Below are 15918 nucleotides of genomic sequence, written 5' to 3' on the forward strand. Positions count from 1 at the left end.
CCTATGCGTAAGGGGACTTATTTCTGCCTAGATGGTCACACATGTGGAAACCCTGTGCGACTGATCACCAGCGGTCATCCGAATTTGCTTGGTGCGACAATGAGTGACAAACGTCAGCACTTTCTAAAGGAGTTTGATTGGATACGAACAGGACTAATGTTTGAGCCACGTGGGCATGACATGATGTCAGGTTCATTTATTTATCCACCGACGACAGTCGATGGGGACGCGAGCGTATTGTTCGTTGAAACGTCCGGTTGCCTTCCTATGTGCGGACACGGCTTGATCGGTACATTAACGTTTGCGCTTGAAAGTGGCCTTCTGACAGCGAAAAGCCCTAATGAGCTTAAAATTGACACGCCAGCAGGGCGTGTCAATGCAGAATTCCATCGTGTCGGCGATAAAGTTGAATGGGTAAAGCTCTACAACGTGCCTTCATTTTTATTGCATGAAAACGTGACGATTAATGTACCAGATTTAGGCGAACTCACTGTCGATATCGCTTATGGCGGAAACTTTTACATTATCGTGGAACCACAAACGAACTTTCCGGGTATTGAGCATTGGGATGCAGCAAAAATATTGCATTTCAGTCCCATTGTTCGGCAAATCATCAATGATTCACTGGATTGCGTTCATCCACTTGATAGCACCGTGCGCGGAGCGTCACATCTACTTTGGACAGGCGAATGTAAACATCAAAATTCTGATGGTGCCAATGCTGTGTTTTACGGTGATAAGGCGATTGACCGCTCGCCTTGTGGGACAGGTACTTCCGCACGGATGGCGCAACGGTTTGCGAAGGGATTACTCGGCGAGGGGGATGAATTTGTTCACGAAAGTTACATTGGTAGCCAGTTTATCGGAAAAGTTGAAGGCCTAACGGAAGTGGCAGGAAAAGCCGCGATTCTGCCAAGTATTCGTGGCTGGGCACGGATGACAGGTAAAAACGCTATCACAATCGATGATGCAGATCCGTATGCATTCGGATTTCAAGTAATATAAAGGCGTTGAATTATGCTAACAGGAAAATCATTTATAGCAGGTATTTGGCAGGGTGATGCGACAAATGGCGTATTTAATGCGTTTTCGCCAAGCCAAAACTGCGCACTAGACACCCCATTTTTTAACGCAACCGAGTTGATGGTCGCGGATGCGATCAATCAAGCGCAGCGAGCGTTTATCGAATATCGACAAACGACACGCGAACAAAAATCGGCCTTTCTAAATTGTATTGCTGATGAAATCGAAAAACTCGGTGATAAGTTACTTGAAACAACTCATCAAGAGACAAACTTGCCAATAATGCGACTTCAAGGTGAGCGTGGTCGAACGGTTAATCAGTTACGCTTTTTCGCATCCGAGTTGGGCAAAGAAAATAACGTACTTTATCGACTACGCGAATTTGATCAGGCAGAGCCTAACAGAATGCCTTTGCCTAAGCCTCAGTTGGAACTTGACTATTTGCCTGTGGGCGTTGTCGCGGTATTTGGTGCTTCAAATTTCCCGTACGCATTTTCAACTGCGGGCGGTGACACGGCTTCTGCGCTCGCAGCAGGTTGTCCAGTAGTTATGAAAAGCCATACCGCGCATCCAGGTACTTCAGAGCTTATTACGCGTGCGATCGAAGCGGCAATTAAAAAATGTAATATGCCCAAAGGCGTGTTTTCAATGATCCAAGCTAAACACTACGAAATTTCTCATCAGCTAGTCGCTCATCCGTTCGTGAAAGCGGTTGGTTTTACGGGATCGTTAAATGTAGCCAAAAAACTCATTGAAACGATTAACCAGCGTACAGAAGCGATACCGTTTTATGGTGAATTGGGCTCTGTAAACCCGCAATTCGTACTTTCTGCAAGTGCTGACGATGCTCAAGTAGGGTTAGGACAAGCCTTAGTTCAATCAATGCTCATGGGTAATGGACAATTTTGTACAAGCCCGGGAGTTTGGCTTGTGCACAATCGAGAAGAAAGTTTGATTGAAGAAATTAAAGTAGGCATTGAGACGAGTAAATCAGACACTTTGTTAACTCCCGCAATTGTGTCAAGTTACAAAAACGCAATCGAAACACGATCGAAATTAGGCGGCGTTTCACTATTAGCGAAGGGTCAAGAGGTTGAATCGTTTCATGCAACACCACATGTCTTTAAGACAGATCTAGAGACCTATCTTGAAACGAAGGCACTACATGAAGAAGTGTTTGGCCCGCAAGCGGTTTTAGTGACCTATCAGGACGAAGCTGAGTTGTTCCAATTCGTGAGCCAACTGGAAGGGCAGTTAACGGCGTCGGTTCATGGCAATGAATTGGCGATATCACGTAATCAAGCGTTAATCGAACGATTGCAGTATACGGTTGGTCGATTGATCTTTAATCAAATGCCAACGGGCGTCGAAGTCTGTTGTTCGATGAACCATGGAGGTCCATTTCCGTCCTCGAGTGATGTTCGTAGCACGTCGGTCGGCTCTGGCGCGCTATTACGTTTTGTTCGTCCAATCTGTTATCAAGGACGCTAATATTGACGTTTCGAATACACTTATTGTAAACGATTAGGTATTTTAAGTAGCACCCCAAGAGGTAATTCAATCTGAATGAGTTACCTCTTTTTTGGTTTTTGTTAGTCTGTTTTACGCAACATTTGTTTTAGGATTGGTAATACGATTTTATTATGTATAATGTATGCGAGATTGTATTTAAAAAGAGTGCTTTATGGCGATTGAGCATAAAACAAGAACACAGTTAGTTGCAGAAGCAATTCGTGAAAAAATTCTCTCGGGTGAAATAAAAGCGGGAGAGCCTTTGCGTCAAGCCGCGCTTGCAGCGGAGCTTAACGTAAGCCGTATTCCTGTACGTGAGGCACTATTGCAGTTGGAAGCAGAAGGGCTCGTTAATTTTGAAGCTCATAAAGGCGCAACAGCAACTCAGCTTAACTCCGACCAAATCGATGAAATATTTGACTTAAGAGCATTGTTAGAAGCTGAATTACTTCGCCACTCTATTACAAATCTTACGCCAAGAGATCTTCTCGAAGCGGAGGCGATTTTATTTGATTTAGAAGCGGCGACTGAAGCTGGAGATACTCAATTAGCGACTGGTAAGCTAAACGCAGAGTTTCACGGTAAGCTTTACAGCAAAGCTGAGCGACCGCAGACAAAAGAACTTGTCGCGGTATACAGCAAAAATTCTGAACGATATGTACGTATGCACATTTTGCTCGCCGGTGGTATTAAAACTGCGCCAGAAGAACATCGACAATTGCTAGAGTTGTGTAAAACAAAGCAAGTCGATGAAGCATGTGACTATTTGAAAAAGCACATACTTGGGGCAAAAGAAGACATCAAACATCTACTTGTTAAAATCGAAAACAAGTAGGTAGTCAAGAAAAGGGCACTCAGTGCTCTTTTTTTATTCTAAGACAGACCGCCACTTGTAAGGTGATCGCACTTAATTACCTAGTGAAAAATCCTCATTTCACCACAATGACACCATTTCAAAAACTCGGCTAATTCGGATAGATTTCGATTATTCTTCATTTTGTGTCTCAGAATTTACCTGTTAATTCATCGTTTTAAGTCACATCACAGCTAATACGTTTTGGTCTAACCAGTTAAATATTACATTGAAAACAATCAGATAGATGCTTTTTGATATATATTTGCAAAAAACAAACTAAAATATATTGTATACAATATGTAATATGTGTATCTTTTGTCCATCAACAGAATGTATTTACCCATGATAAAAACAAAGGACAAGAGATGAAGAGCAATAATAAAAATCGCCTTCTACCCGCGCGATCTTTAACTTCTTTAGCAATAGCCACTGCGTTAACTGGTGCACTCGTTTGGCAGATGCCAGCTCATGCTGCTGATGGCAACAGTATGGTACGTGGTCATATAGAAAACGTGTCAGGTTCGGAACTCATCGGCGCGACATTAACGTTCTCTCACAAGTCAAAGGGCCTCAAGTACACCGTGGTCACAAATGGCGAAGGGGATTACATTCTGCGTAATTTACCTGTCGGTATTTATGATGTGAGCATCGTAAAAGACGGATACGAACAAGTAATTCAACAAGACGTGTCTGTAACGGTTGGGCAAGCAGTGGTACTCGATGTGGCCATGCAACAACAAGGTTCAATGGAACGTATCGCTGTTACGGGTGCTGCAATTCGACGCGTTGACATGGCGAGTTCAACGGCTGGTATTACGATTACAGATAATGACCTACGATTAATGCCAGTCAGCACGGGCTTTGAAAATATGGCGCTGATGGCACCAGGTACAGCACTGCCTGGTGGTGACAAGTTTAAAGGCACGTCGAGTTTTGGCGGTTCCTCAGCAGCTGAGAACAGCTACTATTTCAATGGGCTAAACGTAACAAGTATTCGTACCGGTCTAGGTGCAATTCGCCTTCCTTGGGAAGCTGTCGCTCAAACGCAAATCAAAACTGGAGGCGTGAGCCCAGAATTTGGTGGTGCACTGGGTGGGATCATCAATGCGGTATCAAAATCGGGAGATAATGATTTCGATTTCGGTATCGAAACGCGTTGGGATCCGAAGTCGCTTCGCGAACAGCATGATTCGGTGTATCAGACGAATGGCACTATCGATACGAACGAACAACAATCCTATTACGACTTTAAAGAATTTCAAATTTGGGCAAGTGGCGCGCTAATCGAAGATAAAGTGTTTGGCTACGCACTTTTCGCACCTCGTCGTGAACAAGAGGAATGGGCAGGACAAACGACCAAAACGTCGCGTGACCGCGATGAAGATCGTTGGTTTGCGAAACTTGACTGGTTTATTAATGAAGATCACTCAGTCGGATTTTCAGCGATGAACAACAAACGTACTTGGACGAATAAAACATTCGAATACGAATGGGAGTCAAACGTTGTTGGGGACCAGAAGGGGGTAGATGCGCCCGGTGAAGACGGTGGCAAAGTGCTGAGTCTAAACTACTCAGGTTATATCACGGATACCTTCTCGATGACCGCTGTTGTAGGACGTGTAACAGAAAATGTTGAGAACGTTGTTGCTTCTACGGATCCAAGTGTCTATGACTATCAAGATGGTACAGTCATTTTGAGTTCTCATACTGCTTCAAGCGTAAAAGAAGAAAAGTTTGTTCGTGACCAAGCACGCTTAGATTTCTCTTGGGATTTAGATGACCACGCGTTGCAATTTGGTTTGGACTACACCAACGTAAGCGTAAAGTTTCATGAAGGACAAAACGGCATCGGCGAAGCTGAAGGTTGGTGGTCTGTAAAAAATGCTGGCGCCAATGATATTTCAGGTGCATTACAAGGCGTACCTTACATTGAGCGCCGTGTACGCACACGCGATGTTGATTCAGATGTGAAATCCAAAGCGATTTACATCAATGATTCTTGGCAGGTAAATGACCAGCTCGTCCTAAATCTAGGTCTTAGATACAGTGAATTTGAAAACACGGTTACGGATGGTCGCTCGTTTGCGAAATTGGATGAACAGTTCGCTCCTCGTTTACAAGCGATTTATGATTTACATGGCGATGGTAGTGCGAAGGTGTTTGCGACTTTTGGGCGTTATTTCCAACCCGTATCAGCAAACATGAACATTACGCAAGGTTCCGCGTCGGTTGAGTGGTTTGAATATTTTGCTTTGGATGACGTTGATGGTGCAGGCCACCCAGTTCTGCTTGCAGACGGCTCACCAAGTCGCGGCGACATGTTACGAGACAAACGCTGGCGCCAACGTGGTATTACCGAACCAGGTCTAATCGCTTCTAGCTCTTTGAAACCAATGTATTCGGATGAATTTACATTGGGCTATGAACAAGAATTTGGTGATGGCATGAAAGCGGGGATCCGAGGTATTTATCGTGATTTGGGTCGCAGCCTTGAAGACACGGATGTAGCGCCAGTCCTTGCGAAAAAACTCGCTGAGCTAGGTATTGTTGATAACGTCGGCCAAAGCTCGTACTACGTTTTAAACAACCCGGGTGAAGACATTTTGATGTCTTATGACTTCAATGGCGATGGTGAGATTGATAATGTCACGCTGACATCTGAGGAATTGGCGTTACCAAAGCCAAAACGTCGCTATCTAGCCGTTGAGCTTACGCTTGAAGGGAATTGGAACGACGATTTACGTTTTAACTCGTCTTACACTTGGTCTAAGAGCTATGGAAATACAGAAGGTCTTGTAAAAACCGACAATAACCAAGCGGATCCAGGCTGGACAACATCTTACGACTATGCAGATTTGATGGACCACAGCTACGGTAGTCTTCCAAATGATCACCGCCATTCGATTAAGTTCTCAGGTTCCTATCGTTTAACAGACGATTTGACGTTAGGTTTGGTAGCACGCACCACATCCGGTCGTCCAAAAAGCTATTTCTCAGTGCACCCAACAGGTGTTGATAGCTGTGCCGCAGGATCACCATGGGAAGATTGTGCGAGTGTGTATTACGACCACGCATCGCATTACGATGAAAATGGCAATCCAGCACCGCGAGGTAGTGCAGGAAACCTACCATGGGTGACAAATGTCGATATGTCGATTGCGTATCAAACCACATTATATGGTAACGATTTAACGCTTAAGGGCACGGTGTATAACCTACTTGACGCGGATTCTGCGACAAACATCAACGAAGAACGTACGTATTTCGGTGATGATGGTTTGGCATTGAATCCAAATTACGGTCTAGTCACTGAACGCCAAGAAGAACGTTTTGTGTCGTTTGTTGCTCGGTTAACGTTCTAAGTTTTTCCCTGTGTTAAACATGTACACGGATGTACTGGTTGTTTTTAGTAAAGTCAATGTCGGGCTCTTCGAGCTCGACATTTTTTATTGGAGTACGGAGTGATTAAATTCGCACATCAAATCGATCAGAGTCTGTCAATGGGAGCGATTTCTACAATTCATACTATTGATATGCACACAGCAGGGGAACCGCTTCGAATTATTTATAAAGGATTTCCGTTGCTTAGTGGTCGACGTATTATCGAAAAGCGCAAAGACTGTCTAGAAAATCACGACCACTTACGCAAACAACTAATGTTTGAGCCTCGAGGCCATGCCGATATGTATGGTGCGATTTTAGTCGGCAAGGAGCGCGATGACAGTGATTTTGGTGTGCTTTTTACACATAATGAAGGTTACAGCACGATGTGTGGTCATGCGATTATCGCTCTGACTCAGTTGGCTTATAAAATTGGCCACATTGGGACAGGTGAAACGCTCAGAATAGACACACCTGCGGGTTTAGTCATCTCAAAAAGTATGGGGGCATTTGCAGAGTTCATTAACGTTCCAAGTTTTGTTTATAAAACCGATTTAAACATCGAGGTTAGAGGCAAGATCTATGTATTCGACATCGCCTTCGGCGGCGCTTTTTACGCTTTCATTGATGCGGATTTGCATAACATTGACTTGAGCGCAGAAAACCATCAAATACTTAAGCACCTCGGGTACACACTTAAATGTGAAATAGCCCAAACTTTATTATGCCTACATCCTTATTACTCAGAGCTGAGTTTCCTATATGGCGTTATTTTCTATTCTTCAAAACAGGTAAACGGACCTTCTAGCCACAGTAAGCACGTCTGTATCTTTGCGGATGGTGAATTGGATAGAAGCCCAACGGGAACGGGTGTAAGTGCTCGAGCTGCGTTATTACATGCTAAAGATTCACTTGCGTTAAACGACACTATCAAAATTGAAAGTATTCTAGGTTATTGCTTTGAAGTTAGTGTTACTGGTGGTATACAGTATGCAAATTATGATGCTGTGATCCCAAAAGTGTCTGGGGAGGCCTACATTACAGGCAAGCATGAATTTATTCTTGAAGAAGATGATCCACTAACTGACGGTTTTATTTTTAAATGAAAGCAATGTATCTAGAAAGACAAGCCCAAGCACTAACAAAAATTCATTCAGCTGGGTTAGAAGCACTACTCATTCTTGGGTATGAAAATATTCGATATTTAACAGGCTATAGCGGGAATGCAGCGTATCTAATTCTCAAGCCGTCAGGCAACGTGCTCATCACTGACTATCGCTATTTTGAAAGAGCAAAAGCGGAAACTCATGGCGCAGAGTTATTTGAGCGAGATCGCGAAGCTCAAACGTTAGGCTCTGCGATAGCATCTTTTTTGATTGACGAAACTAAGGTGGGTTTTGAATCCGCGTTCGTCTCTGTCGCAACTTGGCACGATGTGGCAAAGGACCTGTCTCATCTTACCCTTATTGCCAAAAATGGACTAATCGAATCGCTTCGTGTTGTGAAATCATCTTGGGAACTGGCGTCAATGCGAAAAGCTGCTGCAATCGCAGATGAAGCGCTCGCCGAAACGCTTAAGTATATTGACGCTGGCTGTACCGAACATGAAATAGCAACCGAACTTGACTATCGCATGAAAAAACTCGGTTCCGATGGTGTTTCGTTCGACACGATCATGCTGTTTGGTGCGAGAAGCGCACTTCCGCATGGCAAGCCTGGTAACACAACATTGAACGAAGGTGACTTTGTCTTAATTGATTTTGGTGCGGTGATTAACGGGTATCGCTCTGACATGACTCGCTCTTATGTGTTTGGCGATCCTTCAGAAAAGCAAAAGCACCTCTTTCGAGCAGTAGAAGAAGCACAACAGGCCTGTTTTGATATTTTGCGTTCAGGTTTAGATTGCAAAACATTAAATGCGACGTCCGAAAACGTCTTAAAACAGTTTGGCTATGAAAGTTATATGGGGAAAGGGTTAGGTCATGGTGTTGGGCTTTTTCTTCATGAATTCCCATTTATTAATCGTACAACCGATCATCAATTAGAAATTGGCAACGTGATAACAATCGAACCTGGGGTTTATGTACCCGACTTTGGTGGCGTAAGGCTTGAAGATGATGTGGTTATTACAGAACACGGCTTTGAGTTCATTACTCATGCGCCAAAATCGATACGGTGGTAAAAGATGAAAGTAATATCTCATGAGCAAGTTCAACAATGTTTGAATTTTGAAGATTTAGTTGAAACACTAAAAGAAGGTTTTAGCAAGCCTGCGACAATGCCCAAAAGGCAAGTCTTTCCTCTTGATCCTAGTCCGAATAATCACGACGCTTTCGCGGTGCTTCCAGCGTGGAATGAGGCGGTAATTGGCGTAAAAAGTTTTACTTATTTTCCTCAAAACAGTGAAATAGGGTTTGATTCTCTCTATTCTAAAATTATGCTTTTTTCTCGAGAGAATGGCGTGCCGCTCGCCTTGGTCGATGGAACAAGCGTGACTTACTGGCGCACAGCGGCGATTTCAGCACTCGCGTCCAAGCTCCTGTCCAGCGAAAAAGCTAAAACACTGGTGCTTTTTGGGTCTGGGAATTTAGCTCCCTATTTAATAAGGGCACATTTAACCGTAAGAGCATTTGAACAAATCACGATAGTTGCGCGTAACCTAGATAAGGCGCACTCGCTTTGTGATTTCGTGAAGCGAGAATTTCCGAATGTTAACGTTGAATGTTGCGACAAAGCGAGTAAGACGCTTATTGCACAAGCGGATGTAATTTGTACTGCAACAGGTTCCCACAAGCCTTTATTTAATGGGGAATGGTTAACAGTAGGGACGCATGTCGACTTGCTTGGTAATCATCATCGAGATGCGCGCGAATGCGATTCAGCGACGATTACGCGTGGAAAAGTATTTGTCGATAGTCGAGCGAACGTCTTGAACGAAGCAGGGGAGTTAATAATCCCCATCCAAGAAGGCACATTTAACGAAGAACGTGTTCTTGCCGAGCTCAGCGAACTTTGCAAAGAACCATTTCAACGCGATGACAATGACATCACCATTTTTAAATCGGTCGGCACGGCTTTGGCTGACTTGATTACCGCGCACCATGTCTATAAGGCTTGCTAAATTATGTCTATCTTCATAATCATAGGGACAGTGATGGTGTTGGGGTTGATCCCTTTTTGGTATCGACGTCGGGTTAAGCTTAAAAAACGAGTATGGCGCCAAGTTGAAGTTATTTCTTTAACTAAAATTAAACAACATAAAACAGGGCCGCTTGAATTGCTCGGTGAACCAAGCTTACTCGCTGTTTATCACTATAAAGAAAAGGAGTTCACGTGCCAAATGGCCTTTCGAGAAAGACTTTGGAACGACTTTCATCTATCAGGTAAAGCGCATATTTTGGTTGACCCAACAAGGCCTGAACAATGTTTTCACAATGCAGAACAAGCCTATCGCTATGCTAAGTGGTGGCTTGGACTTTCCTTTCTCTTGTTGGCATGTCAAGTCATTCTAATGATTTAGAACATGATTTTCTGACAACAGATTGCTATATATGGAAAAGTGTATATTATAAACATAAATACGCTTATCCATATATACTATTATGTTGGTTGATTTCTTTAAATGCTTATCCGATGAAACACGTCTTGCGCTGATCACGTTGATTTTTCAAGAAGAAGAGCTTTGCGTTTGTGAGCTCGTCGAAGCACTAGACATTCATCAAGCGAAGATATCGCGTCATCTTTCTCTACTCCGTAAACACCACATTCTTCAAGATATAAAAGACAAACAATGGGTGTTTTATCGTATCCACCCAGAACTCGCCCCTTGGGCAAAAGCGGTCATTGCGCGTGTTGTGAAAGAAAATCAATGCAACGTCGACAGCGCGATTAGCAAATTAAATCAAATGGGCGAGCGTCCAGTCCGTCAACAAACGTGTTGTAAATAAGGTAATCACATGAAAGTAAAAGTCGGTATTAATGGTTTTGGCCGTATGGGTCGATTGTCTATGCGTGTGTTGTTTGACTCGCCAGAGCTTGAAATCGTGCATATTAACGATCCTGCAGGGGATGCAAAAACGCTCGCTCATCTTTTAATGTTTGATTCAGTTCATGGGCGTTGGCACCATGACACTGATTCATCTGAGCAAGCGATGATCATTGGCACACACCACATTTCTGTTTCAAGCCAAAAAGCAATTGCTGATGTGGATTGGTCTCATTGTGACATTGTCATCGATGCATCTGGCAAAAATAAAGACAAAGAAGTACTCAATGATTACTTTTTGCAAGGCGTTAAACGTGTTGTCGTAACAGCGCCAGTAAAGCAAGAGGGGGTTTTAGACTGCGTTTTTGGCGTAAATCATCACCTCTATGATCCTGTGCAACACAACATTGTGACAGCGGCTTCTTGTACGACCAATTGTTTGGCACCGATTGTCAAAGTGTTGCAAGAGAAAATCGGGATTGTGCATGGTTCAATGACAACCATCCACGACATCACAAATACACAAACTATTTTAGATGCGCCACACAAAGATTTACGCCGCGCACGCGCTTGTGGAATGAGTTTAATTCCAACCACAACGGGATCCGCGACCGCAATCACACATATTTTCCCAGAATTGAAAGGCAAATTGAACGGCCACGCAGTTCGAGTTCCACTGGCAAACGCATCGATTACCGATTGTGTGTTTGAGGTGTCACGTGCAACGTCGGCCGAAGAAATTAACGGCTGGCTTCATGAAGCGTCTGAGGGAGAGTTAAAAGATATTCTCGGTTTTGAAACACGTCCGTTAGTCTCTATTGACTATAAAACGGACCCTCGTTCTTCAGTTATTGATGCACTTTCAACGATGGTGATTAATGGCACCCAAGTAAAGCTCTACGCGTGGTATGACAACGAATGGGGTTATGCGAACCGAGTCGCTGATTTGACGCGTTTAGTCATTGCTAAAGGTGTCTAATGGTCAATCGTGATGCCTTGAAGCAATACGCGGTTATCACAGGAAATTACTGGGCGTTTACGTTAACAGACGGAGCGCTCAGAATGCTTGTGGTACTTTATTTCCACCAGCTTGGCTATAACGCGTTAGAAGTTGCTTCGTTGTTTTTGTTCTATGAGTTGTTCGGTGTCATAACCAACCTATTTGGTGGTTGGCTTGGCGCGCGCGTTGGTTTAAACAAAACCATGAACTTGGGACTTATGCTACAAATCGTGGCGCTTGGTTTATTGCTCGTACCAAATGCCTGGTTAACTGTGCCTGTGGTTATGGCGGCACAGGCGCTGTCAGGAATAGCGAAAGACTTAAACAAAATGAGTGCAAAGAGCTCGATAAAACTATTTATTCCCGAAAACCAAGATCAAAATTTATATCGATGGGTTGCGAGGCTAACTGGTTCTAAAAACGCGTTAAAAGGTGTAGGGTTCTTTCTTGGTGGGCTTTTACTAACAACGGTTGGCTTTACACCGTCAATTCTGATTCTTCTATGCCTAATTATCTTGGCGTGGGCCCTCAGTCTGCTGCTGTTAAAGACCGAACTTGGGAAGAAAAAGAATAAGCCTAAATTTAAAGAGCTTTTTTCTAAAAGCAACAATGTAAATCGTTTATCCGCGGCTCGCTTGCTTTTGTTTGGCGCACGAGACGTATGGTTTGTTGTTGCGATACCGGTATATTTTGCTGAGCAACTTCATTGGACCTATACCGAAGTAGGTTCATTTATGGCCGTATGGGTAATTGGATACGGTTTTGTACAAACACTTGCTCCTCGGTTTACGCGTGCGGCCTCAATAGCGAAAAGCTTTAAAGATGCGCAGATTTGGGTAGGGCTACTAGCGATTCTGCCCTTTATGTTAGCTTGGGCACTTGAACTTGATTATTTTAATGAAAGTTTATTGCTCTTAGTCGGACTGCTAATATTCGGCGCCGTTTTTGCGATTAACTCTTCACTTCACAGTTATTTGATAGTCAAATTAGCTGACAAAGATGGCGTTTCGCTCGATGTCGGGTTCTACTATATGTCTAATGCGGTAGGACGGCTACTTGGTACTATTTTGTCAGGGTGGGCCTATCTCGAATTTGGTTTAGAAGTCTGTTTACTGATCTCTTCCGTCATGCTGGTTGGTGCGTTAATCAACACCTTATTGTTACGTGAGTCCAAAATGGCAAATTAGACTCGAAAAAGGAATAGCCGATGAGTTGTATATTTTGCGAAATTGTTGCTGGCAAAGCACCTTGTCATAAGGTTTGGGAGGATGAAAAGCATTTAGCGTTTTTGTCTATTTTTCCCAATACACTAGGGTTTACGGTTGTTATACCAAAGCAGCATTATTCTAGTTACGCGTTTGAACAAAAGGATGACGTGTTGTCAGCGTTAATGATAGCGACAAAAAAAGTAGCGTGTTTACTTGATAGAGCGCTTGACGGTGTAGCGAGATGCGGCATGTTTTTTGAGGGCTATGGCGTTGACCATTTGCATAGCAAACTATCACCAATGCATGGCACAGGTGAAGATCCGGCCTTTCGATTAATTGAAGCAAATATCGATAAATATTTCGAATGTTATGAAGGCTATTTATCGTCTCACGACTTCAAAAGAGCGGACGATGACAACCTCAGTGCATTAGCACAGCATATTCGTTCGTTCGACAATCCCTGATCGGACACGTCGAAAATAAACCGTTACAAATCTTTATGCCCCTGAATGCAATTTCAATAACTGAAAAGTAAAAATTGCGTTATAAACGGGGCAATCTAAAAAAATAATAATTGTATTGCATATGAATCGCGTTTCCTCAAAATTAGCCGTATTGACGGCGCTGTTCAATACGATAGCTTTCTCCACTTTCGCGAGTGATATCCGTACCGAAATTAACCAGGCCATGGTTGAACGTGTTGATTTCGGGCTATCAACATCAATCGTTATTGGGCTATACGATAAAGGCAACATAGACTATTTGGCCTACGGTAAAACGGACATCCAAGATGGTAAAGTACCAAACGAAAACACGGTATTCGAAATTGGCTCAATAACAAAAGTGATGGTTGCCACACTTTTAGCCAATCAGGTGAAGCTAAATCAACTAAGCTATAGCTCAGATATTTTTACGCTCTTGCCAACGGATTGTCGGTCTGAAAAACTTAAAGGGATAACGCTTGAGATGCTCGCATCACATTATGCGGGACTCCCCAGAATGCCCACAAATTACGAGACGCCGTACTACAGTTTAAGTCTTGAGGGTTACAGCGTTGAAGGCTTGTGCGAGTATTTGCGTAATCCAGAAGACTTGTCTGCTCCAAATTCAGAATACGCGTATTCCAACTTAGGCTACGGGTTGTTGGCCTATATTCTAGAACTCAATACGGGGAAAAATTTAAACGCATTACTAAAGCAAGTTGTTACCGAGCCATTAAACATGCGAAGTACGGTTATCGGCATACAAAACGTCGATTCGAACAATCTAGCGCAAGGTCACCATGGACAGGTCCGCACGGCCTATTTTCCAAATGGGCTGCTTGATGGAGCTGGCGCTTTATTATCTACCGTGAGTGACTTGATCCAATTTGTAGCTGCGCATTTCAATGAAAAGGATCCAATTTTAGCATCGCTGTTCAATGAGACTAAAAGGCCAAGGCAAGTTGCTTGGGAAGGGACTCAAATCGGGCTTGGATGGCATATTAAGACGGTAGAGCCGGCGCAAAAAATATACTGGCATAATGGTTCGACAGGTGGTTTCTATTCATTTATCGGATTTGACGAACAAGCTCAAAAGGCGGTGGTGGTACTTGCAAACTCGGGTGGGGATGGAAACGATGATTTAGGAATGGCGTTTCTAGACGGTAATGCAAAAATACGTTCAACGCCAAAACATGTTCAAATTAAATTAGAAGCGCCCCAACAAAAACGTTTTGTTGGCGTATACGACATGGAATTTGGCGTGCCAATGGAAATTAAACTTGAAGGTACTCAGCTCAAAGCTAGGTTTGGTGAACAATTTCTTCTAAACCTCTACCCAGAATCCACTGTTTCATTTTTCTATCGAGCGTTTGATGCATCAATTGAGTTTGAAGAAGGTAAAGAGGGAATGACATTATATTTGCATCAGGGCGGGGAAACCTTTTCAGCAAAAAGAAGAACGGCGCACTAGGCGCCGTTTTCTCTACAACTTAACGAAGTGCGTTGATACGCGCCTCAAGAGGCGGATGAGACGCAAACATTTCTGACAAGCTTTTTCCAGAAGCGATACCAAACGCCATCATCGAACCTTCTAGTTGAGATTCATGGTTACTGCGCAAGCGTTCAAGTGCTGCACGCATTTTATGTGCGCCAACTAGGTTTGCTGCACCTCTATCCGCTGCAAACTCGCGTTTGCGGCTGAAATACGCAACGACAATCGACGCTAAAATACCAAAGACCATTTGGAACACCATATCGAACAAGAAATAAGTCCAACTATGGCCACTGCTTTCACCTTCTTCATCGTTACTGTTTAAGAAGTTGTCAACGATACCTGCCAACACTTTCGAAATGAAAATAACGAACGTGTTCACCACACCCTGAATGAGTGTTAACGTCACCATGTCACCATTTGCAACGTGTGACACTTCGTGCGCAAGTACTGCTTCCGCTTCATCTCTGGTCATGTTGTGTAACAGGCCAGTGCTAACGGCAACTAAGCTGTTATTTTTACTAGGTCCTGTCGCAAAGGCGTTCATCTCTGGGCTGTCATAAATGGCAACTTCTGGCATTTTGATACCAGCTTGTTGTGCCTGACGAGCAACGGTAGACATCAGCCAATGCTCTGTTTCGTTACGCGGCTGTTCAATGACCATCGCACCCGTCGATTTTTTGGCCATCCATTTGGACATGTAAAGAGAAATAAAAGAACCACCGAAACCAAATACCGCGGCGATAGTTAATATGCCGCCAAGGCTTCTGTTGTCGATACCGAACACGCTCATCAGTACGGATAAAACAATACCGAGCACGAGCATGACGGCTAAGTTGGTAATGAGAAATAACACGACTCGTTTCATAAAATAACCTCAAGTAAATAAATGTATTAACTAAGTGCTCCGTACTTTGATTCCGTACTGGCCTCTAGTCCATTGTTCACACACTAGAATTGTCACTTATAACAGACGTGA

Annotated in this window: 14 protein-coding genes; 13 read left to right on the top strand and 1 reads right to left on the bottom strand. The window is 43.5% G+C overall.

What is annotated here, in order from left to right:
- The first annotated feature begins 3 nt into the window (after window positions 1-3).
- The 13 genes from NI389_RS00975 (at window position 4) to NI389_RS01035 (ending at window position 14918) form a co-directional block, all read left to right on the top strand.
- Window positions 4-1005 carry a 4-hydroxyproline epimerase gene (locus NI389_RS00975; RefSeq protein ID WP_308361180.1) on the top strand — a complete coding sequence of 334 codons (1002 nt, stop codon included), beginning with the start codon at window positions 4-6 and terminating at the stop codon, window positions 1003-1005.
- A gap of 9 nt (window positions 1006-1014) precedes the next feature.
- The gene (locus NI389_RS00980; RefSeq protein WP_372588639.1) at window positions 1015-2514 is read left to right on the top strand and encodes an aldehyde dehydrogenase (NADP(+)); all 1500 of its coding nucleotides are present in this window, start codon (window positions 1015-1017) and stop codon (window positions 2512-2514) included.
- Window positions 2515-2707: 193 nt separating this feature from the next.
- Window positions 2708-3370 (top strand): GntR family transcriptional regulator, encoded by a 663-nt coding sequence (locus NI389_RS00985; RefSeq protein WP_308361182.1) that lies wholly within the window; start codon window positions 2708-2710, stop codon window positions 3368-3370.
- A 386-nt stretch (window positions 3371-3756) separates the two neighbouring features.
- On the top strand, window positions 3757-6753 hold the full coding sequence (locus NI389_RS00990) for a TonB-dependent receptor (RefSeq protein WP_308361183.1): 2997 nt from the start codon (window positions 3757-3759) through the stop codon (window positions 6751-6753).
- A gap of 99 nt (window positions 6754-6852) precedes the next feature.
- On the top strand, window positions 6853-7878 hold the full coding sequence (locus tag NI389_RS00995; protein ID WP_308361184.1) for a proline racemase family protein: 1026 nt from the start codon (window positions 6853-6855) through the stop codon (window positions 7876-7878).
- Complete coding sequence (locus tag NI389_RS01000) at window positions 7875-8954, top strand: M24 family metallopeptidase (RefSeq protein ID WP_308361185.1); 1080 nt, start codon at window positions 7875-7877, stop codon at window positions 8952-8954. Before NI389_RS00995 ends, NI389_RS01000 begins: the two co-directional genes overlap by 4 nt.
- Before the next feature lie 3 nt (window positions 8955-8957).
- Window positions 8958-9893 (top strand): ornithine cyclodeaminase family protein, encoded by a 936-nt coding sequence (locus NI389_RS01005; protein WP_308361186.1) that lies wholly within the window; start codon window positions 8958-8960, stop codon window positions 9891-9893.
- Window positions 9894-9896: 3 nt separating this feature from the next.
- On the top strand, window positions 9897-10292 hold the full coding sequence (locus NI389_RS01010) for a hypothetical protein (RefSeq protein WP_308361187.1): 396 nt from the start codon (window positions 9897-9899) through the stop codon (window positions 10290-10292).
- An 82-nt stretch (window positions 10293-10374) separates the two neighbouring features.
- The gene (locus NI389_RS01015) at window positions 10375-10719 is read left to right on the top strand and encodes an ArsR/SmtB family transcription factor (protein WP_308361188.1); all 345 of its coding nucleotides are present in this window, start codon (window positions 10375-10377) and stop codon (window positions 10717-10719) included.
- Between the two features lie 9 nt (window positions 10720-10728).
- Window positions 10729-11736: an ArsJ-associated glyceraldehyde-3-phosphate dehydrogenase gene (locus NI389_RS01020; RefSeq protein ID WP_308361189.1), complete on the top strand. Its 1008-nt coding sequence runs from the start codon at window positions 10729-10731 to the stop codon at window positions 11734-11736.
- Window positions 11736-12944: an organoarsenical effux MFS transporter ArsJ gene (gene arsJ, locus NI389_RS01025; RefSeq protein ID WP_308361190.1), complete on the top strand. Its 1209-nt coding sequence runs from the start codon at window positions 11736-11738 to the stop codon at window positions 12942-12944. Before NI389_RS01020 ends, arsJ begins: the two co-directional genes overlap by 1 nt.
- A gap of 20 nt (window positions 12945-12964) precedes the next feature.
- Window positions 12965-13429, top strand: coding sequence for an HIT family protein (locus NI389_RS01030; RefSeq protein WP_308361191.1), 465 nt, complete (start codon window positions 12965-12967; stop codon window positions 13427-13429).
- Between the two features lie 121 nt (window positions 13430-13550).
- The gene (locus NI389_RS01035; RefSeq protein ID WP_308361192.1) at window positions 13551-14918 is read left to right on the top strand and encodes a serine hydrolase domain-containing protein; all 1368 of its coding nucleotides are present in this window, start codon (window positions 13551-13553) and stop codon (window positions 14916-14918) included.
- Window positions 14919-14937: 19 nt separating this feature from the next.
- On the opposite strand, the gene htpX is transcribed toward NI389_RS01035, so the two are convergent.
- Complete coding sequence (gene htpX, locus NI389_RS01040) at window positions 14938-15807, bottom strand: protease HtpX (RefSeq protein ID WP_308361193.1); 870 nt, start codon at window positions 15805-15807, stop codon at window positions 14938-14940.
- Window positions 15808-15918 lie beyond the last annotated feature (111 nt).

It is taken from the genome of Pseudoalteromonas xiamenensis, from assembly GCF_030994125.1.
Classification (GTDB): domain Bacteria; phylum Pseudomonadota; class Gammaproteobacteria; order Enterobacterales; family Alteromonadaceae; genus Pseudoalteromonas; species Pseudoalteromonas xiamenensis_B.